Origin of the sequence: Roseibium sp. MMSF_3247 (assembly GCF_030733765.1) — a bacterium.
Classification (GTDB): domain Bacteria; phylum Pseudomonadota; class Alphaproteobacteria; order Rhizobiales; family Stappiaceae; genus Roseibium.
Map to the genome: position 1 here is coordinate 758,519 of NZ_JASHII010000002.1, position 20,763 is coordinate 779,281.

Here is a 20,763-nt window from a genome sequence, read left to right on the forward strand (position 1 = left end):
GGGCAGATGAACCAGGCTGTAGATCCGCGCCGGGCTCCCGGCCTTCAACCGGCTGCCATCGAACTGTCCGGGATTTCACGTGCGTATGATGAAGGCGACCACAAGCTTCATGTGCTAAATGGTGCGAACCTGCGCATTGAAGCCGGTGAAATGGTGGCGCTCGTCGCGCCATCCGGAACCGGTAAATCGACGCTTTTGCATATTGCGGGGCTCTTGGAGCAACCCGATGGCGGCGATGTCTATCTCGGCGGCGTCAATTGCACGGATTTGTCGGATGATGAGCGGACCGCGATCCGGCGCAACGACATCGGCTTCGTCTACCAGTTTCACCATCTTCTGCCGGAGTTTACCGCGCAGGAGAACATCATGATGCCGCAGATGATCCGGGGGTTGCCGAAAAAGGTGGCGGCCGACCGCGCCAATGAGCTTCTCGCCTATATGCGCCTTGCCGATCGGGGCAGCCACCGTCCGTCTGAGCTTTCCGGCGGTGAACAGCAGCGGGTTGCCGTTGCCCGCGCGGTTGCAAATGCGCCGCGGATTCTTCTTCTCGATGAACCGACCGGCAATCTTGATCCCAACACCGCGAACTATGTCTTCGATGCGCTGTCAGCGCTCGTCCGGGCCTCTGGGGTTGCGACGCTCTTTGCGACCCACAATCTTGAACTTGCCGGACGGATGGATCGCGCCATCACGCTGGCAGACGGTCTCGTCAAACCCCGCTGAATTGGCGAACCTAGGCGTTCCGGTTTTTGACGAAAACGCTTTTGGTGAGACTGGAACAAAGCAAAAACACAAAGGTTTCTGCGGGTTTTATACAAATCAAATCAAGGAGAACAAAAAAGGCTTGCAAAGAGAACATAAATGGAACATGCTCTAGATATCGAACAAGATGTTGGAGGGTGGTATGTTTTATTTCGCTCGTGACTGTGCAGCTTTTGCATCCCTTGTTTCCTTCTGTGCGACGCTCGCTGTTTGGGGCGATGTCATTCTCTCCGCTGGTTGAGCCGCAGCGTATCCAACCTGCAGTCCGGCACGTGGCAGCCGGGCAGCATGCCCTCAAATCGATACCAGAATTGAGGTGTGGTCGGACTAGCGAAGGCAATTGGCAAGACACATGGCACAACATGGTCTGGCAGAGATGCTTTTAGCCCTTTAAAGAACAGCGGTGACAACCGCACTGGCGGCTGGACGAAACGCCCCCGAGGCGTTTCACTTTGAAGCGAAGATTCGCGCAAGCCATTGAGTATGCCGCCATGACGAATGTAGACAGCGATATGAGCTCCGTGTCTGGAGCGCCCGCTCCAATGGGGAGCGGTCCGGGCTTCGTGCACTTGCGCGTTCATTCCGCGCTCTCGCTCCTGGAAGGGGCGTTGCCCATCAAGAAGCTCTTGGATCTCGCCAAGGCAGACGAGCAGCCGGCGCTTGCGATCGCCGACACCAACAATCTTTTTGGAGCGCAGGAGTTCTCGAGCAAAGCCTGGGGCGCCGGCATCCAGCCGATCACGGCGTGCCAATTGTCCGTGTTTTTTGATGATGGTCTGGACAGCGGACGGCGCGGCGAGCCGGCACTTGCTGACCTCGTTCTGATAGCGATGACTGAAACCGGTTACGGCAACTTGATGGAACTGACGTCAAGGGCGTTTCTCGACACGGAAACGGGCCTGAGGCCGCATGTCTCGATCAGCTATCTTCTTCAAAAAGCGCACGATGTGATCGTCCTGACCGGTGGAAGTCTGGGCGCCATTGGCGCGCCGCTGTTGGCGGGCCGGAAGGATTTGGCGAAGAGCCGGCTGAAAACGTTGGCCGATGGATTTGCCGGACGGTGTTATGTCGAGCTTCAGCGCCACGGCATGGAGAGCGAGCGCAAGACCGAAGAGGCATTCCTAGATCTTGCCTACGAGATGGGATTGCCGCTTGTTGCGACCAATGAGGCTTTCTTTCCAGCGCGCGATGATTACGAGGCGCACGATGCGCTGATCTGTATCTCGGAAGGCCGGGTTCTGATCGAAAGCGATCGGCGGCGGTTAACGCCGGAGCACTATTTCAAGACGCGCGCGGAAATGTGCGCTCTTTTTGCAGATTTGCCCGAAGCACTGGCCTCCACGATTGAGATCGCGCAGCGTTGTTCGTTCCGGCCGATGAAGCGGGCACCGATCCTGCCCCGGTTTGCTGGTGCAGATGCGGACCCGGAAGAAGCCGAGCGCGCCGAATCGGAAGAACTGAAACGCCAGGCCCGCGAAGGGCTTCAGGCCCGCCTCGATGCTCATGGCCTGGCGCCGGGCCTTGAGGAGAAAGACTACTGGGAACGCCTCGATTATGAGACCGGCATCATCGAACGGATGAAGTTTCCGGGTTACTTCCTGATCGTTGCCGACTTCATCAAATGGGCGAAGAACCACGACATCCCGGTTGGACCGGGCCGTGGCTCTGGCGCGGGCTCCCTGGTGGCCTGGTCGTTGACCATCACCGATCTTGACCCAATGCGGTTCTCGCTTCTCTTTGAGCGGTTCTTGAACCCGGAACGTGTCTCGATGCCGGATTTCGATATCGACTTCTGTCAGTCCCGGCGTGAAGAAGTCATTCGCTACGTTCAGGAGAAGTACGGCCGTCAGCAGGTGGCCCAGATCATCACCTTCGGGTCCTTGCAGGCGCGCGCGGTGCTGCGCGACGTTGGCCGTGTGTTGCAGATGCCGTATGGCCAGGTCGACAGGCTGTGTAAGCTCGTGCCCGCCAACCCGGCCAATCCTGTCACTCTTGGGCAGGCGATTGAGGACGAGCCGCGCCTGCGTGAAGCAGCCCGCGAAGAAGAAATCGTCGAGCGGCTTCTCGGCATGGCTCAAAAGCTTGAAGGGCTTTACCGGCATGCGTCCACCCACGCAGCCGGTGTGGTGATCGGCGACCGGCCGCTTGAGCAGCTCGTCCCGCTCTACCGCGACCCGCGTTCCGACATGCCGGTTGCCCAATTCAACATGAAGATGGTTGAGGATGCCGGCCTTGTAAAATTCGACTTTCTCGGCCTGAAGACCCTCACGGTCATCGATACGGCGGTAAAACTGATCGAGCGGCGCGGCATCAACGTGGATGTCGCCAGCCTGCCGATTGACGACAAGAAGTCCTATGATCTTTTGACCCGCGGTGAGACGTTCGGCGTGTTCCAGCTGGAAAGCCAGGGCATGCGCCGCGCCGTAGCGGGTATGAAGCCGGACCGGTTTGAAGACATCATTGCGCTCGTTGCGCTGTACCGTCCGGGCCCGATGGAGAACATCCCGGTCTACAATGCGGTGAAGCACGGCGAACAGGAGCCGGATTGTCTGCATCCGCTGCTTGAGCCGATCCTGATGGAGACGAATGGCATCATCGTCTACCAGGAGCAGGTGATGCAGATCGCGCAGGTGCTATCCGGTTATTCGCTCGGAGAAGCGGACCTTCTGCGCCGGGCGATGGGTAAGAAGATTGCCGCGGAGATGGAAGTGCAGCGCGCCCGCTTCGTCGACGGCGCCGTTGAGCGGGGCATCAATAAAACACAGGCCGGAACGATCTTCGACCTTGTGGCGAAATTCGCGAACTACGGCTTTAACAAATCGCACGCAGCCGCCTATGCGCTGGTTTCCTATCATACGGCCTGGCTGAAGGCGAACCACCCGGTCGAATTCATGGCGGCATCCATGACACTCGATATGGGAAATACCGAAAAGCTCGGGGATTTCCGCCAGGAAGCCCGGCGGATAGGTATTGAGGTGGTGCCGCCGTCTATCAACCGCTCGCAGGTCTATTTTGACGTGTCGGACGGCAAGATCCTCTACGCAATGGGGGCCGTGAAGGGTGTTGGCGAACAGGCGGTGGAACATATTGTCGAGGTGCGCGGCGAGACGCCGTTCAAGAGCCTTGGCGATTTTGCCCGGCGTATTTCACCGAAGGCATTAAACAAGCGCACGCTCGAAAATCTGGTCGCTGCCGGTGCGTTCGATGAGCTGGAGCCGAACCGGGCTCGTGTTTTCGAAGGTCTTGACCGGATCATGGGGCTCGCGCAGCGCACGGAAGAAAACAAGACCCTCGGTCAGGATGAACTGTTTGGCGGATCTGACAGCGAAGAACCCCTGCAGCTCGATGAGGTTCATGGCTGGACGTCTGAGGAGAAGCTTCAGCGCGAGCATTCGGCGATCGGCTTTTATCTCTCCGCGCACCCGATCGATGAATATGCCTCTGTCCTTGAAAAGATGCGCGCTCAGCCGTGGGCGCAGTTTGCCGAAGCGGTGAAAAAAGGGGCATCGGCCGGCCGTCTTGCAGGGACCGTGATTTCCATGCAGGAGCGCAAGACAAAGTCTGGAACCCGGATGGGCATAGCGCGCTTGTCGGATGCCACTGGCCAGTATGAAGCGCTGCTCTTCCGCGAAAAGCTGGAGCAATTCCGCGATGTGCTTCAAACCGGGCGTTCGGTGGTCGTGCTCGTTGGGGCCGACATGCGCGACGATGAACCCTCACTCCGGATCGAACAGGTTGACCCGATCGACAAGGTTGCCGCGCGCCTTCAAAAGAGCATGCGGGTGTTTGTGCGCGACGAGCGGCCGATTGCAAGTCTTGCCAAGCAGCTGACAGCGCGCGGGGAGGGGGATGTTACGGTGATTGTGCTTCTGGAAAACGGCGCCCGCGAGGTCGAAGTGAAACTCCCGGGCCGATTCCGCTTGTCTCCGGAAATCGCCGGGGCGCTCAAGGCAGTTCCCGGTGTCACTGACGTTCAGATGGCTTAACGTTTCGTCTGGCTTGATCAGCTCGCTGGCCAGATGATTTCCAGGCGGATGCCGCCCGGTTCTGAAAACATTGCGTGCATCCGCGGACCGGCGCCCATGGGTTCCGGGGTGAATTCCATCTGAACGCCGGGCCAATTGCCGACTTTTGCCGCCAATTCGTCGAGCGCATCCCGGCTCGGAACTTCCAATGCGAGGTGATGCAGGCCGATGTTGGTTTTGCGGTCAAAGTTTGAGATCGCTTTGGTTTTGTCCGCTTGCCACAGGGTCAAACGGCAGGTGCCGTCAGAAACGGTGGTGCGCGGGTAACTGTCATCGCGGGCCAAAAGTGCCCAGCCGAGGCAATCTGTGAAAAAGCCCGTCGTCTGGTCCAGATCGCGGACGGTGAGGCCGAGGTGATTGATGCCGATTGTGGCCAAAAAGGTCTCCTTGGAAAAAGAGGCAGTCCGGCGGAAGTGGCGCCTTATAAGCAATAATGAGATAGATGCAGGTTGGCAGCGCCGTGGAGGGCGCCGATAGTGCCGCAGGATAACGGCTGATAGAAGTACTTTCTGCGCATAAAACCGTCTCCCGGCTCTTGAAATAAAATTTCTCTCCCACTATAAGGCGCCCATTCCACACGCAAGGGGCGGAAACCGAGCTTATCGGGGTCCATCCGGTGGCCGACAGGAGATCTTCCTCCGGCCCACACCCTCTTGCGGAGGTAAAACCGGAAAACTCAGGAGTTATAGGCATGGCATTGCCTGATTTCACGATGCGTCAGCTGCTGGAAGCTGGCGTTCACTTTGGTCACCAGAAACACCGTTGGAACCCGCGCATGGGTCAGTACATCTTTGGTGTGCGCAACGATGTTCACATCATGGACCTCTCCCAGACCGTTCCGCTTCTTCACCAGGCACTGAAGGCTGTCTCTGACACCGTCGCCGGTGGTGGCCGCGTTCTGCTTGTCGGCACCAAGCGTCAGGCTCAGGAAGCCGTTGCAACGTCTGCCCGCAATTCTGCGCAGTACTTTGTCAACGCCCGCTGGCTCGGCGGCATGCTGACCAACTGGAAAACCATTTCCCAGTCCATTCAGCGCCTGCGCAAGCTGGAAGAGACCCTGAACTCTGACGCTGCAAACGCTCTGACCAAGAAAGAGCGTCTGTTCATGGACCGCGAGCGCGAAAAGCTTGAGCGGAACCTCGGCGGTATCAAGGACATGGGCGGTATCCCGGACCTGATTTTCGTCATCGACACCAACCGCGAAGCAATCGCCATCCAGGAAGCCCGCCGTCTGGGTATTCCGGTTGCAGCGATTCTGGATTCCAATTCCAGCCCGGAAGGCATCACTTACCCGGTTCCTGGCAACGATGACGCTGGCCGCGCGATTTCTCTCTATTGCGACCTCATCGCACGCGCTGCTATCGATGGCATCTCCCGTGCACAAGGCGCATCTGGCATGGACGTCGGCGCTTCTGAAGAAGCTCCGGTCGAAGAAGCGCTGGTCGAAGCGGCTGCAGAAGAAGCTCCGGCTGAAGCTGAAGCAGCGGCTGCCCAAGCTTAAACTGATCTGATTTCTACCGCGCGGGATTTCGCGCGGTAGAAACATGTTGAATTCGCAAGGCGGGGTGCAAATTGTTGCAGGCCCGTCATAAAGGCGCGGAAAGCCATCGGCTAAACCGTGTCTCATCTGAAACCCCCCATCTACGAGGCAATCGATGAGCATTACCGCCGCGATGGTAAAAGAGCTCCGTGAGAAATCCGGCGCTGGCATGATGGACTGCAAGACCGCCCTGACTGAAAACGGCGGTGACATGGAAGCAGCTGTTGATTGGCTGCGCACCAAAGGCCTGGCAAAGGCTGCCAAGAAGGCTGGCCGTGTAGCCGCTGAGGGCCTGGTTGGTGTTGCTGCTGAAGGCACCAAGGCTGCTGTGATCGAGCTGAACTCCGAAACCGACTTCGTTGCGCGCAACGAAGGGTTCCAGGAACTGGTCGGCAAGGTTGCAACTGTTGCCGTTGGCACCGACGGTTCTGTCGACGCAGTGACTGAAGCTAATCTGGACGGCAAGTCTGTTGCTGATTCCATCACCGATGCGATCGCTACAATCGGCGAGAACATGACCCTCCGCCGGACCGCGATCCTGTCCGTTGGAGATGGTGTTGTGTCCACCTATGTCCACGGCGCTGTCGCCGATGGCCTCGGCAAGATCGGTGTTCTGGTGGCACTGGAATCCTCCGGTGACAAGGACAAGCTGAACGCGCTTGGCCGTCAGATCGCCATGCACGTTGCTGCAACCAGCCCGCTGGCTTTGAACACTGAAGAGCTGGACCCGGAAGTGGTCGAGCGTGAAAAATCCGTGTTCTCCGAACAGGCTCGTGAATCCGGCAAGCCGGAAAACATCATTGAGAAAATGGTGGAAGGCCGTCTGCGCAAGTTCTACGAGGAAGTTACACTCGTGAAACAGGCATTCGTGATCAATCCTGATCAGACGGTAGAGCAGGCCGTTGAGGCGCTTGCCAAAGACCTCGGCACCGAGGTCAAGCTTTCCGGTTTCGTCCGCTTCGCACTCGGCGAAGGGATCGAGAAAGAAGAGCAGGATTTCGCCGCGGAAGTGGCGGCAGCCTCCGGGCAGTAAGGTCCCAAGAAAAGCGCCGGTTAGTCCGGCGCTTTTTTTTTGAAGGCTTAATTTTACCCAAGGTGCACAGATGACATCTCCTTTGCGTTGGAAACGGATCCTCCTCAAGCTCTCCGGCGAGGCCCTCATGGGGTCGCAGGCTTTCGGAATTGACCCGGCGATTGTGCAAAGGATTGCAAAGGAAATTGCAGACGCTGTTGCGCTTGGCGCGCAGGTCGGCGTGGTTGTTGGCGGCGGCAATATCTTCCGCGGCGTGGCGGTGGCTGCCAAGGGCGGCAACCGGGTGACCGGCGACCACATGGGCATGCTCGCAACCATCATGAACAGCCTGACACTTGCCGATGCCTTGCGTCGTCTCAAGGTCAACGCGCGTGTCTTGTCCGCCGTTGCGGTTCCATCCATCTGCGAGACCTTCTCTCAGCGTGTGGCGGATCGCTACATGGAAGACGGTGATGTGATCATTTTCGCTGGCGGCACTGGAAACCCGTTTTTCACCACCGACAGCGGAGCGGCCTTGCGTGCTGCCGAAATGAAATGCGATGCCTTTTTGAAGGGCACGCAAGTGGACGGCGTTTATTCCGAGGACCCCAAGGTCAACCCGGAGGCCGAGCGCTATGAAACTCTCGGCTATGACGAGGTCATCAGCCGGAACCTGAAGGTCATGGACACCACCGCGATCGCCTTGGCCCGGGACAATTCCATCCCGGTCATTGTCTTCTCGATCCATTCGCCAGGCGCGCTGGTCAGTGTGTTGCAGGAAACCGGAACCTACACAGTCGTGGGTGACGAGTAGTTTTTCGGCGCCTAACAGGCTGCAGCACTTGTGTTTCGGTGCGGTTGTGCCATGTTGGCGCGCCGGATCTGATTTGGCTTAAGCAACAAGAACAGTGAGGACAAAATGTCTGTAGAAGGTGTCGACCTGGATGACTTGAAGCGGCGCATGCAAGGCGCGCTTTCTTCTCTGAAAACTGATTTCTCAGGTTTGCGGACAGGCCGCGCATCCGCAAGCATGCTCGATCCGATTTCTGTCGACGCTTATGGCCAGTCCATGCCGCTGAGCCAAGTTGGAACGGTTTCCGTACCAGAGCCGCGCATGGTTGCGATTCAGGTCTGGGACAAGTCCATGGTTGCCGCTGTAGAAAAAGCCATTCGCGAATCAAACCTCGGCTTGAACCCGGTTGTGGACGGTCAGTTGCTGCGTCTGCCGATCCCCGAGCTCAACCAGGAGCGCCGTCAGGAGCTGATCAAGGTTGCGCACAAATATGCCGAACAGGCCAAGGTGGCGATCCGTCACGTACGCCGCGACGGAATGGATGACGCCAAGAAGGCAGAAAAAGACGGTGAGATCTCTCAGGACGACAGCCGTGTTGCATCTGACGAAGTGCAAAAACTCACCGATGGGATGATCGGCGAAGTGGATGCGATGCTTGCGAAGAAAGAGGCGGAGATTTCGCAGGTTTAAAGGGCGGCTTTGGGCCAGCAGTCGAGGACTAGGATGAGCAGCAACCTGGAACGACAGGCAAATGCAGAGCCGGTTTCGGCTGCGCCTTCGCATGTGCCAAACCATGTTGCGTTCATCATGGACGGAAATGGCCGTTGGGCGTCTTCCCGCGGCCTGCCGCGTACCGAAGGCCACCGTCAGGGGCTGGAGGCACTCCGCAAAATCATCCGTCATGCCGCTTTGCGGGGCGTCGGAATAGTAACGATCTACAGCTTCTCGACCGAAAATTGGAGCCGTCCGGAGCCTGAAGTCAGATTTCTGATGGGGCTGCTGCGTCGGTTCGTGCAGCGTGACTTGAGCGAGTTGCATCGGGAAAACATCCGCATCCGCATTATCGGTGAGCGCGATAATCTCGACGCTGGGATCCTCAAGCTTTTGCTCGATGCCGAGGAGCTGACCCGCAACAATACGGGCATGGAGCTGGTCGTTGCCTTCAACTACGGCGCACGGCAGGAGCTGACCGCTGCAGTGAAGAAGTTGTGTGAGAAGGTTGCGCGCGGCGAAATCGAACCAAGCGCCATCACGGAAGCCCATATTTCCGCCGAGCTCGACACAGCGGGTCTACCTGATCCGGATCTGATCGTGCGTACAAGTGGCGAACTCCGCCTCTCAAATTTCCTCTTATGGCAGGCGGCTTATACAGAATTCTACTTCTCGGATCTCATGTGGCCCGATTTCGATGAAGCTGCGCTGGACCAAGCGTTGGAGTGCTTCGGCAACCGGGATCGGCGGTACGGTGGTGTCACCGCGCAGGCACTTTGAGGCCGTTAAAAGGTAATGCCTGATCAAGACCTTCCAGCCAAAACGAAAAGCAATCTGCAGCTGCGGGTTCTGTCTGCAGTGGTTTTGGGGCCTCTCGTTCTTGGGATGATTTATCTAGGCGGATGGGCCTATGCGGTCCTTGTGTTGGCGGCTGCCATCCTTTTCCTGTCAGAGTGGTTTACGATCACCGGGACCAAGCAGACATCGGTTCCCGCGATTGTTGGGCAGATAGCCCTCATCGGTGCATGTGGTCTGAAGCTTTTCGGTTTTCACGTTGAGGGACTGTTGGTCGTGGCTGCTGGCGCGGCTGCGACGCTGGTTTTGTCCGGTTTTTCCAGGGAAGGGCGCTGGGGAGCGGAAGGTATCGTCTACAGCGGCCTGGCCCTGACAGCGCTCTTGTCCTTGCGGGCAGGCACCGACGGTCTGGTCTTCACTTTCTTTTTGTTCTTTGTGGTTTGGGCGACAGATATCTTTGCTTATTTCACCGGCCGGGCAATTGGCGGCCCCAAACTCTGGGCAAGAGTATCACCGAAGAAAACCTGGTCTGGTGCAATAGGTGGCCTTACTGTCGCAATCGTTTTCGGTGTCGGGGTGGCGGCAGTCAGTGGAGCCAGCCAACTTGTGACCTGGGCCGTGCTTGCGGCGATCCTGTCAATTGTCTCACAAGCCGGTGATTTGTTGGAATCTGCGATCAAACGCCGATTTGATGTTAAAGATTCCAGCCAGCTGATACCCGGACATGGCGGTATCATGGATCGGATTGATGGCTTGGTCGCCGCTGCTATCTTTGCGGTGCTGATCGGCCTGGTCGCCGGTGGCACGTTTGCAGATCCTTTAAACAGCTTGGCTCTATTCTGAGTGGGAGAGTGCCGTTGACGGCGGAACAAGAGCAAGACTATCCGGCAAAAACGGTTCGCGTTACGGTTCTTGGTGCGACCGGATCAATCGGCCAGAGCGTCGCGGATTTGATCGCCCGCAATCCCGACCGTTTTGAAGTTGTTGCCTTGGTTGCCAATTCAAGCGCTGACGCCTTGGCGGAGATGGCGCTCCGTTTGAAGGCCAAATCCGCTGTTTTGTGCGATCCAGGCAATTATGAGGATCTGAAAAACCGGCTTTCTGGAAGCGGGATCGAAAGTGCGTCCGGTGATCAAGCTGTGCTTGAGGCGGTCGACCGGGATACAGATCTTGTCATCGGTGCGATCGTGGGCGCCGCCGGTCTTGTGCCAACCATGGCAGCTATTAAACCCGGGCGGCGGATTGCACTGGCCAACAAGGAGTGCCTGGTGTGCGCAGGGGACCTGTTCATGGGCAAGATTGCGGCAGAGGGCGCCGAAATCCTGCCGGTCGACAGTGAGCACAACGCAATATTCCAGGTCTTTGAGGCCTCTCAGCCGGATAGCATAGAAAAGGTCATCCTGACTGCGTCTGGCGGCCCGTTCCGAACGATGGCTTTTGAAGATATGGTGCGGGTGACACCACAGCAAGCGCTCAAACACCCGAATTGGGATATGGGGGCGCGGATCTCCATCGACAGCGCAACGATGATGAACAAGGGTCTTGAAGTTATTGAGGCTCATCACCTTTTTCCGGTGAGTGCTGATCAGCTTGATGTGCTAGTCCATCCGCAATCTGCCGTTCACGGGCTTGTCCAATACCGCGACGGCTCGCTTCTTGCGCAGCTCGGCAGTCCCGATATGCGCACACCGATTGCGCATTGCATGGCCTATCCGCGCCGGATGAAAGCACCTGTCGAGCGCCTGGATTTGGCGAAACTTGGATCACTTACGTTTGAGGCACCGGACATGAAGCGGTTCCCGGCACTGCGGATCGCGCTGGAGGCGCTCCGGTCCGGCGGTACAGCGCCAGCGGTTCTAAATGCCGCCGACGAAACAGCTGTTGCGGCCTTTCTGAAGGGCGCGATCGGGTTTATGGACATCCCGGCAGCCGTCGAAGAGGCGCTATCGGCGTTTTCTGCCAAAGGAAAGCTTGCACCAGCTGCGACGGTAGAAGACGTTTTGGCGCTGGATCAGGAAGCCCGTGTTTGGACAGGGCATTGGATTTCAAGCCGCGCCGCCTAATTTATCCGGTGCGAAACGAATGCTGGATCATTAACGTGCCGTAATTCCATTGCTATTAAGGTAGCGCTTAAGGACTGTGCGGGAACAATCGGAAATCTCATGGAAATATTTGGCTCTGCCTACGACCTTCTGATCGGCTATATGGTGCCGTTCCTGTTTGTTCTGACGATCGTCGTCTTCTTTCATGAGCTCGGTCACTTTGCCGTTGCGCGGTGGTGCAATGTGAAGGTGGATGCATTTTCCGTTGGTTTTGGGCGGGAATTGTTTGGCTGGTACGACAAACACGGCACGCGCTGGAAAGTGTCGCTTATTCCCCTTGGCGGCTATGTGAAATTTGCCGGTGACGAGAATGCCGCGAGTGTTCCGGACCGGGAATACATTGCCAGCATGAGCGAGGAAGAGCGCAGAACAGCTTTCATCGCAAAACCCGTGTGGCAGCGTGCAGCGATCGTGGCTGCCGGTCCGATCGCCAATTTTATCCTAGCGGTCATCATTTTTGCCGGGATCTTCATGGCTTACGGAAAGCCGCAGCTCTTGCCGGTCGTCTCCACGGTTATCGAGGGTTCAGCTGCCGAAACAGCCGGCATTCAGACAGGTGATCGAATCCTGTCGATCAATGACAAGCCATTGTCTTATTTTGAAGATTTGAAATGGACAGTGCGCCATAATCCGGACCAGCCGCTGGTCCTCGGGATCGAGCGGGACGGGGCCGAACTCACTGCTACAGTGGTGCCCGTTTACGTCACCGACGTCAATCAGTTCGGTGTTGAGTACCGGGAGCCGCGCATTGGCGTGGCAATCGCAAGTGACGAAAATACCCGTATCTTGAAGCAGCTCGGTGTTGGCGGCGCGCTTTGGGAAGGTGTGCTGCGTACCTATAAGATCATCTACGATACCGTGAATTTCATCGGCGAGATCTTTGCCGGGGAGCAATCGGCAAAACAATTAGGTGGGCCGATACAAATTGCGCAGGTGTCCGGAACGGTCGCTCAGTTCGGCTTGATTGAGCTCATCAGTCTCGCTGGTTTTCTGTCTGTTTCGATCGGTTTCATCAACCTGCTTCCAATCCCGATTCTCGACGGTGGCCATCTGGTGTTCTACGCGGCTGAAGCTATCCGTGGAAAACCACTCAACGAGAAGGTGCAGGAAGTCGGATTTCGCATTGGTTTAGGCCTCGTGCTAATGCTGATGGTGTTCGCGACTTGGAACGATATCTGGCGATTAATGAGCCTTTAAGCGGGGAGCCGTGACATTGACGCAACGTCCTCTGACTAAATCGATTTCGGCGGCCAACTGCTGTTGCGTTATCGGTAAAAACCTATAAAACATGGGTCGATTTTTGGGATTCTCCGGGGGTGATCGGATGAATTCCGAGACGGGGTTTTAAAAAACAAAGGCATAGCGCACTGATGCAGCGATTGCAGAAACACTTGAGAGCCGCAATTTTGGCGACCGCGGTTCTCTCAGCCGGATCGTTTGTTCCGGGCAACTTTGGTCCGTTCGCGGGGGCAACGCAGGCGGAAGCTGCTGTTGCGCGCAACATCGAAGTTCGCGGCACGAGCCGGATCGAGGAAGATACGGTCATCAGCTACATGACCATCGTTCCAGGCCGCTCCTATGGCGCGGCTGACGTCGATGAGTCTTTGAAGGCGCTCTATGCAACCGGTTTGTTTGCCACGGTAGAAATCACCCCGCGTGGCAGCACCGTCATTGTGACCGTGACCGAGAACCCGATGATCAACCGGGTCTCCTTTGAAGGGAACCGCAAGATCAAGGACGATGCGCTGTCTACAGCCGTACGTTCACAGTCACGGTCCATGCTCTCTCGCGCTAAAGTCCAGTCCGACGTCCAAAGCATTCTTGAAGCTTATCGCCGCAGCGGCCGTTATGGCGCTGCCGTTGAGCCGAAGATCATTGATCGCGGTCAGAACCGGGTCGACTTGGTCTTCGAAATTAATGAAGGTGCGAAGACCGGCGTGGAGCGCATCAGCTTCATCGGCAACAACTCGTTCAGCGACGGCCGTCTTCGGGACGTGATCCGCACACGCGAAAGTGGGCTGCTGAGCTGGTTGCGCAGCACCGACACATACGATCCTGATCGTCTGGCTGCGGACGAAGAGCTGCTGCGCCAATACTACAACAACAAAGGCTATGCGGATTTCCGTATCGTTTCTGTAAGTGCTGATCTCGACCGCGAGAATAACATCTTCTACGTGACCTTCACGGTTGATGAGGGCGATCGCTACGATGTCGGCAACGTTGAGGTGGTTTCCACGATCGCCGAAGTTGACCCGGAAGATCTGCGCCGGCTGGTTCGGACCCGCAGCGGCCGGACATTCAACGCCCTGCGCGTCGAGCAGTCCGTTGAAGACATTACGCTCCGTGTTTCTGAAGAAGGTTACGCGTTTGCCCGTGTTCGTCCGCGTGGTTCACGGAACTACGAAAACAACACGATCGACCTGATCTACTACATCGAAGAAGGCCCGCGGGCGTATGTTGAGCGCATCAACATCATCGGCAACGACCGGACCCGTGAGTATGTCATCCGCCGCGAGTTTGACGTTGCTGAAGGCGATGCGTTCAACCGCGCCCTGATCGACAAGGCTGAGCGCCGTTTGCGCAACTTGAACTTCTTCGAGCGTGTATCCATCACGACCCAGCAGGGCAGTGCACCGGATCGCGTGATTGTGAACGTGCAGGTTGAAGAAAAGCCGACAGGTGAAATCTCCTTCGGTATCGGTTACTCCACGACCGATGGCGTGGTCGGTGACATCTCCCTGACCGAGCGCAACTTCCTGGGCCGTGGCCAGTACGTTAAAATCGGTGTTGGTGGTGGTTCCGATACCCAGACCTACGAGTTCCGGTTCATCGAGCCGTTCTTCATGGGCCGCCGGGTCGCGCTGGACCTCGATGTCTACCGTCAGGTTAATGATGCCAACAGCTACCGGTCTTTTGACGAAGAGCGGACAGGCGGTGGCTTCGGCTTTACCCTGCCACTGCGCGAAGATGAGACAACACTCCGTCTGTTCTATGCAATCTACGAGGAGAAGAACACCGACGGCAAATACGGCTCGACCGGGATCAATAACTGTAGCACTGCCAACCTCTCGCTGGCTGTCTGTGACTCTCTTGGAACATACCTGACCTCGCTGGTTGGTTATGAGCTGCGCTACAACACTCTTGACCGCAACCTAAACCCGACGGACGGCATCTATGCCTCCTTCAGGCAGGAGTTTGCCGGTGTTGGTGGCGATAGCCAGTACATCAAGAGTGAAATCCAGGCACGTGCCTACAAGGAAATCCTCGCTGACTATGGCCTCGTCGGCAGCGTTCAGTTCCGTGGTGGTAACATCATCGGCCTCAATGAGCGTCTTCGGGTGTCAGAGCAGTTCATGCTTGGTGGCAACCTGATCCGCGGCTTTGAAAACCGGGGTATCGGCCCTCGTGATGCGACGTCTGATGACGCGATCGGCGGCCGTTGGTATTTTGCAGCGACAACTGAAGCACAGTTCCCGATCCCGGGCATTCCGAAAGAACTGGGTCTTGGTGGTGCACTGTTTGCCGATGCCGGCTCTCTGTGGGATGCCGACAACGAATTGGTTGATATCGTTGAAGCTGGCGGCGGCCGGATCCTTTCCAATGGATTTGACCTGCGTGCTTCAGTCGGCTTCGGTATCCGGTGGCAGTCGCCATTCGGTCCGCTCAAGGCAGACTTTGCTTACCCGCTCCTGAAAGAAGACTCTGACCGCACCCAGGTGTTCCGCCTGAGTGGTGGCACCACCTTCTAAGACGCGGTTTCTACCCAAAAACCGACGGCCGCCGCATCAAACGGCGGCCGTTTTTGTTACGGTCAAACCGGACCGCAGGTGTTCAAAAGAGGATATGCCGATGTCCGAGCCGAAATTCTTTCACTTTCCAGAAGGTGTACGCCTCGGCGATATCGCCGGTTGGGCAGAGGCCGAGCTGGTGAACGGCGCACCGGAAACCGAAATCACCGGAGTTGCTCCGCTTGAAGACGCCGGTCCGGGCATGCTGGTGTTTTTCGACAATACGGCCTACCTCGACGCGCTGACCACCACTGCGGCAGCCGGCTGCCTGGTCAGCACACGCCACAAGGACAAGGTTCCCGAAGGCGTTGCCGCGCTTGTGTGCAAGGATGCCTACCGGTCTTGGGCCAAAGTGCTGGCTCATCTCTTTCCCGAGGCAATGGTCCCGCGTGACCATGGTGTCGGAGGCGTATCCGAGCGCGCATCGGTTGATGAGACAGCAAGTCTTGAAGACGGTGTGTGCGTTGAACCTGGGGCGGTTATCGGGGCAGGCGCAGAAATTGGTGCTGGGACTGTCATTCGCGGCAATGCAGTGATTGGGGCAGGCGTGCGTATCGGCCGTGACAGTGTCATTGGCGCCAATTGTTCCGTCCAGCATTCAATCTTGGGCAATCGCGTTTATCTTCACCCTGGTGTGTGCTGCGGGCAAGACGGTTTTGGCTACGCCATGGGTCCGGGCGGACACTTGAAAGTGCCACAAGTCGGGCGGGTTGTTATACAGGATGACGTGGAGATTGGCGCCAACACCACCATTGACCGCGGGGCCAACCGCGACACCGTGATTGGTGAAGGCACGAAGATCGATAACCAGGTCCAGATTGGCCACAATGTCGTCATTGGCCGTCATTGCGTCATCGTCTCCCAAGTCGGGATTTCCGGCAGCGCAACGCTTGAAGATTATGTGGCGATTGGCGGACAGAGCGGTGTGGGCGGGCATGTCACCATCGGCATGGGTGCTCAGGTTGCGGCGGTCAGCGTTGTCAGCGAAAGCTTGGAAGCCGGCGGACGCTACGGCGGAACGCCCGCAAAACCTGTGAAACAATGGTTCCGCGAAGTTGCTGCAGTCAGAAAACTTGCAGAACGCGGCGGCAAATCGTAAACGGACAGCAGTTCACACATCTAATTACTTGAAGAGTTTTGGCGGACCTCCGCCAAGGGGCGAAGAATGGACGAAACAGAAAAAACAACGCTCGCAACAGCGGACATCATGAAAGTCATGAAGCTGTTGCCGCACAGGTATCCGTTTTTGCTGATTGACCGGATCATCGAGATGGACGGCGACAACAGCTGCATCGGCATCAAGAATGTCACCATCAACGAGCCGCAGTTTCAGGGCCACTTCCCGGAACGGCCAATTTTCCCGGGTGTACTGTTGATCGAAGCCATGGCGCAAACGGCAGGTGCCTTGTGTGTTCATGCACGCGGTGCCGATGCCCCGCCGCAACTGGTCTATTTCATGACCATCGATAGGGCGAAGTTCCGCAAACCTGTGGAGCCGGGCGATCAGGTCCATTTTCACGTCAAGAAAATCAAGCAACGTGCCAACATCTGGAAGTTCGATGCGGTTGCCATGGTTGACGGCGCAAAAGTCGCCGAAGCCGAGGTCAGCGCGATGCTGGTAGACGCGTGAGGAATTATGGCTGATATCCATCCAACAGCGATCATTGAAGACGGTGCAACAATCGGCGTCGGCGTGCGCATTGGCCCTTATTGTGTCATTGGGTCTCAGGTGACACTTGGCGACAACGTTGAGCTGAAGTCTCATGTTGCGCTTGCCGGTGACACAACCATTGGAGCTGGCACTGCCATCTTCCCGTTCGCATCGGTTGGTCATCAGGCACAGGACCTGAAGTTCCGTGGCGAGGCCGCCACACTTAAGATCGGCGAAGGCTGCATCATCCGCGAAGGCGTGACTATCAATCCGGGCACCGAGGGCGGCGGACTGAGCACGACCATCGGCAACAATTGTGCGTTTCTTGCAAATTCCCATGTCGGACATGACAGTCACCTTGGTGACCGGGTCATCTTGTCCAACAATGTAATGATCGCAGGTCACGTAACCGTCGGCAGCAACGTGATTTTCGGTGGTGGGTCCGCTGTTATTCAATTCACACGGATTGGCGACAATGCCTTTGTCGGCGGCATGGCCGGCCTTGAGAACGACCTCATTCCGTTTGGCATGGTGACCGGTAACCGGGCGAATCTTGGCGGACTGAACCTGATCGGATTGAAACGCGCGAATTTTCCGCGTGAGCAAATTCACGCCTTGCGGGCTGCCTATAAGGCGCTGTTCGAGAGCAACGAAGGCACTTTGCGCACGCGCGCCGAGGCAATTGCTGAAACCACTCAAGATCAGCCGCTGGTAAAGAAAGTGACCGACTTCATCCTTGAAGAGGAAGACCGGCGCTTCTGCACACCTGCATAAGCGGGTATTGGACATGACATTGGCCGAAACCGCCTCCCATGCTCCGGTCGCATTGATTGCCGGCAATGGCCGAATCCCGCTGCAGGTTGCCAATGCCCTGGCGGCTGCAGGCCGGGAGTGCAAGGTGGTCGCGATCCGCGGTGAGGCCGATGCGGCAACACGGTCGCTCGCCTCTGCCGAGCTCGGCTGGGGAGAAATCGGCCGGCTCTATGCCTTTTTGAACAAGAGTGGCTGCCGGGATGTGATGTTGATTGGCGGTGTGTCGAAACGCCCGGATTTCGCGTCTATTCTGGGTGATCTTGGCACGCTCCGCCGGTTGCCGACCATTATTCGCGCGCTTGCCGGCGGTGATGACAGCCTACTGACCAAGGTTATTGGTCTTTTCGAGGTAGAGGGATTTCGCGTGGTGGGGATCAAGGATGTTGCACCCGGGCTTCTCGCAGCCAGCGGCGTTTTAGGACAGACCCAGCCGCGCGACACCGATTGGCACGACATTCAGCTTGCCTTGACCGCGACCCAGAAACTGGGTGAACTCGACATTGGACAGGCGGCTGTGGCCATTGGTGGCCGGGTTGTCGCTTTGGAGGGCGCGGAAGGCACCGATGCAATGCTGCAGCGTTGCGCAGATTTGCGCGGCAGCGGCCGGATCCGGGCAAAGAACAAGACCGGTGTTCTGGTAAAGACCGCCAAACCCAATCAGGATCTGCGGGTTGATCTGCCCACCATCGGTCCACGGACGATTGAGCGGGCCGAAGCCGCGGGGCTGGCAGGCATAGCGGTTGAAGCAGGCGGTGCCTTGATTTCTGATCGTGAGGAAACACTGGCGCAGGCAGATCGGGCAGGTCTGTTTGTCATCGGCATTGATCAGTCTGCCTTGTCTCAAGGTCCGGTCGAATGACGACGCCTGAGGCCAACGCCATGCCCACCGTTTGCATCGTTGCCGGTGAGGAATCTGGCGACCTACTCGGGTCGGAACTGATCAAGGCGCTGAACGAAAAACTCGGCCCCGGCGTGCGGTATTGCGGTGTCGGCGGTGAGCGCATGACCGCTCTTGGGCTCACCAGCTTTTTTAACATGTCCGATGTCTCGGTCATGGGACTGTCTGCGGTGCTGGCGCGCTTGCCCTTGATCGTGAAGCGCGTCTATCAGACCGTCGACGCTGCCATCGCTGCCAAGCCGGATGTACTGGTCATCATCGACAGTCCGGACTTCACCCACAACGTAGCAAAACGCGTGCGCAAACGGGCGCCGCACATTCCTGTGGTTGGCTATGTGTCGCCGTCGGTTTGGGCCTGGCGGCCGGGTCGGGCAAAAAAAATGAGCGTCTATGTCGACGAGTTGCTGGCGCTTCTTCCGTTCGAACCGGGCGTTCACAAAAGGCTCGGCGGTCCGCGCACCCATTATGTCGGCCACCCGCTCAGTGAGAACGCCGATCTCTTGCGCCCGTCTGAAGGGGAACGCGCACCGCTGGAGGCTGACGAGAAAGTCCTGTTGGTGTTGCCGGGCAGCCGGGGAAGCGAAATCACCCGGCTTCTCGACGTTTTTGGCGAGACGGTCACTCGGGTGAAGGCGGATATGCCGGAGGTGAGGGTGGTCTTGCCTGCAGTGGCCCATTTGGAAAACCGGATTCGGGAGGGTGTTTCCAACTGGCAGGTCCAGCCGGAAATCGTAACCGGCCTTGACGCAAAACGGGCGGCCTTTCGGAGTGCGCATGCCGCTCTGGCAGCATCCGGCACTGTGTCACTGGAACTGGCGCTTGCCGGTGTGCCGATGGTCGTGGCCTACAAGGTCGACTGGTTCTTCCGCAGGCTCAATGACCTTAACAAGATCTTCAAATTCGCCAGCGTCGACTCTTTTGTACTCCCAAACATCATCCTGGGGACAAAGGCGATTCCCGAATTTCTTGATGATGAGGTTCAGCCGGATGTGCTTGCACCTCTTCTGACGAGATATCTCACCGACAGTCCTGAACGGGCAACACAGGTCGCCGAACTCAGCCGCCTTGATGACGTCATGCGTTTGCCGGATGGATACAGCCAAAGCGCGGCCGCAGCGGACGTCGTGATCCGGTGTTTGAGCAAAAACAACTAAGAAACATGGGGCCCAGTCTTTAAGACTGGGTTGAGAAGGCCGCAAACGGATCCATCATGACGCTTTAGGGCTCGCGAACAGGTGGGGCGTCCAACATGTCTTCGAAAAACCAGGCCGTCAGCTCATTGCGGCTGTTCACGCCAGCCTTTCGATAAACTGATGTCGCTTGTTGGCGGACGGTTTTTTCCCGCGTCTGCCGCAGTTCTGCGATTTCTCGGAAGGACAATCCTTTCAACATTCCGATTACAACGTCCTGCTCGCTTGCCGTCAAACTCCAGGCATCGAACTGCTTCTGCATGACCGCGCGATACTGTCCGGCAAGCTGAGGAGACCGGGCATCGAGCTTCGCGAGTTGCCCGCGGGCGCTTTCCAGTTTGCCCCGGAGGTCTTTCAACGCTTTGTGTTGGGCATGCCGCTCATAGGCAAAGCCCATGAGCACAAGCGCGCTGACCGCCACACCTGACATGTCGTCGACCATCGTGGTCAACGTTTCTCCATTCATGAACTCCGTGACAATCTCGACGACGCTGGTGCCAAAAACGATCAGCACGAACACAACAAAGATGGTTTGCCGGTAACGGAATTGCCCCGAGGCATCTATCATTTGAATTTCCTTGATCGATGGGGCGTCCAACATACCAAAACCGGGTTTGTTCCCAAAATTGACCCTTTGCCGGATATCTGAATTCTTTGATCCGGCATTTGTCCGATGGATTCCT

18 protein-coding genes are annotated in these 20,763 nt (G+C 57.4%); 16 read left to right on the forward strand and 2 right to left on the reverse strand.

What is annotated here, in order from left to right:
- Positions 1–6: 6 nt before the first annotated feature.
- Positions 7–723, forward strand: a complete 717-nt coding sequence (locus RBB44_RS08885) for an ABC transporter ATP-binding protein (protein WP_306147023.1) — start codon at positions 7–9, stop codon at positions 721–723.
- Positions 724–1,304: 581 nt separating this feature from the next.
- Complete coding sequence (dnaE, locus tag RBB44_RS08890) at positions 1,305–4,748, forward strand: DNA polymerase III subunit alpha (protein ID WP_306147312.1); 3,444 nt, start codon at positions 1,305–1,307, stop codon at positions 4,746–4,748.
- A gap of 17 nt (positions 4,749–4,765) precedes the next feature.
- On the opposite strand, the gene RBB44_RS08895 is transcribed toward dnaE, so the two are convergent.
- Positions 4,766–5,164, reverse strand: coding sequence for a VOC family protein (locus tag RBB44_RS08895; protein WP_306147025.1), 399 nt, complete (start codon positions 5,162–5,164; stop codon positions 4,766–4,768).
- A gap of 314 nt (positions 5,165–5,478) precedes the next feature.
- Here RBB44_RS08895 and rpsB point away from each other — a divergent pair, with 314 nt between their 5' ends.
- From rpsB to lpxB, 14 genes are all read left to right on the forward strand, one after another.
- Positions 5,479–6,288 carry a 30S ribosomal protein S2 gene (gene rpsB, locus RBB44_RS08900; protein ID WP_209175834.1) on the forward strand — a complete coding sequence of 270 codons (810 nt, stop codon included), beginning with the start codon at positions 5,479–5,481 and terminating at the stop codon, positions 6,286–6,288.
- Between the two features lie 154 nt (positions 6,289–6,442).
- Entirely contained in the window at positions 6,443–7,360 is a 918-nt protein-coding gene (tsf, locus tag RBB44_RS08905; RefSeq protein WP_306147026.1) for a translation elongation factor Ts, read from the forward strand.
- Between the two features lie 70 nt (positions 7,361–7,430).
- Positions 7,431–8,153: a UMP kinase gene (gene pyrH / locus RBB44_RS08910; protein WP_306147027.1), complete on the forward strand. Its 723-nt coding sequence runs from the start codon at positions 7,431–7,433 to the stop codon at positions 8,151–8,153.
- A 105-nt stretch (positions 8,154–8,258) separates the two neighbouring features.
- Positions 8,259–8,822, forward strand: coding sequence for a ribosome recycling factor (gene frr, locus RBB44_RS08915; RefSeq protein ID WP_008196500.1), 564 nt, complete (start codon positions 8,259–8,261; stop codon positions 8,820–8,822).
- A gap of 33 nt (positions 8,823–8,855) precedes the next feature.
- Complete coding sequence (locus RBB44_RS08920) at positions 8,856–9,623, forward strand: isoprenyl transferase (protein ID WP_209177730.1); 768 nt, start codon at positions 8,856–8,858, stop codon at positions 9,621–9,623.
- 15 nt (positions 9,624–9,638) lie between these two features.
- Entirely contained in the window at positions 9,639–10,481 is an 843-nt protein-coding gene (locus RBB44_RS08925) for a phosphatidate cytidylyltransferase (protein WP_306147029.1), read from the forward strand.
- 8 nt (positions 10,482–10,489) lie between these two features.
- On the forward strand, positions 10,490–11,701 hold the full coding sequence (locus tag RBB44_RS08930) for a 1-deoxy-D-xylulose-5-phosphate reductoisomerase (RefSeq protein WP_306147031.1): 1,212 nt from the start codon (positions 10,490–10,492) through the stop codon (positions 11,699–11,701).
- Positions 11,702–11,800: 99 nt separating this feature from the next.
- Complete coding sequence (gene rseP, locus RBB44_RS08935; protein ID WP_133950038.1) at positions 11,801–12,937, forward strand: RIP metalloprotease RseP; 1,137 nt, start codon at positions 11,801–11,803, stop codon at positions 12,935–12,937.
- 173 nt (positions 12,938–13,110) lie between these two features.
- Positions 13,111–15,489, forward strand: coding sequence for an outer membrane protein assembly factor BamA (gene bamA / locus RBB44_RS08940; protein WP_286183669.1), 2,379 nt, complete (start codon positions 13,111–13,113; stop codon positions 15,487–15,489).
- Between the two features lie 100 nt (positions 15,490–15,589).
- Entirely contained in the window at positions 15,590–16,627 is a 1,038-nt protein-coding gene (gene lpxD / locus RBB44_RS08945; RefSeq protein WP_306147032.1) for a UDP-3-O-(3-hydroxymyristoyl)glucosamine N-acyltransferase, read from the forward strand.
- 66 nt (positions 16,628–16,693) lie between these two features.
- Positions 16,694–17,158 carry a 3-hydroxyacyl-ACP dehydratase FabZ gene (gene fabZ, locus RBB44_RS08950; RefSeq protein ID WP_008192525.1) on the forward strand — a complete coding sequence of 155 codons (465 nt, stop codon included), beginning with the start codon at positions 16,694–16,696 and terminating at the stop codon, positions 17,156–17,158.
- A 6-nt stretch (positions 17,159–17,164) separates the two neighbouring features.
- Entirely contained in the window at positions 17,165–17,953 is a 789-nt protein-coding gene (lpxA, locus tag RBB44_RS08955) for an acyl-ACP--UDP-N-acetylglucosamine O-acyltransferase (RefSeq protein WP_306147033.1), read from the forward strand.
- Between the two features lie 13 nt (positions 17,954–17,966).
- Positions 17,967–18,851 (forward strand): LpxI family protein, encoded by an 885-nt coding sequence (locus RBB44_RS08960; protein WP_306147034.1) that lies wholly within the window; start codon positions 17,967–17,969, stop codon positions 18,849–18,851.
- On the forward strand, positions 18,848–20,044 hold the full coding sequence (gene lpxB / locus RBB44_RS08965) for a lipid-A-disaccharide synthase (protein WP_306147036.1): 1,197 nt from the start codon (positions 18,848–18,850) through the stop codon (positions 20,042–20,044). Before RBB44_RS08960 ends, lpxB begins: the two co-directional genes overlap by 4 nt.
- A gap of 64 nt (positions 20,045–20,108) precedes the next feature.
- On the opposite strand, the gene RBB44_RS08970 is transcribed toward lpxB, so the two are convergent.
- Positions 20,109–20,648, reverse strand: a complete 540-nt coding sequence (locus RBB44_RS08970; RefSeq protein WP_306147038.1) for a LuxR C-terminal-related transcriptional regulator — start codon at positions 20,646–20,648, stop codon at positions 20,109–20,111.
- Positions 20,649–20,763 lie beyond the last annotated feature (115 nt).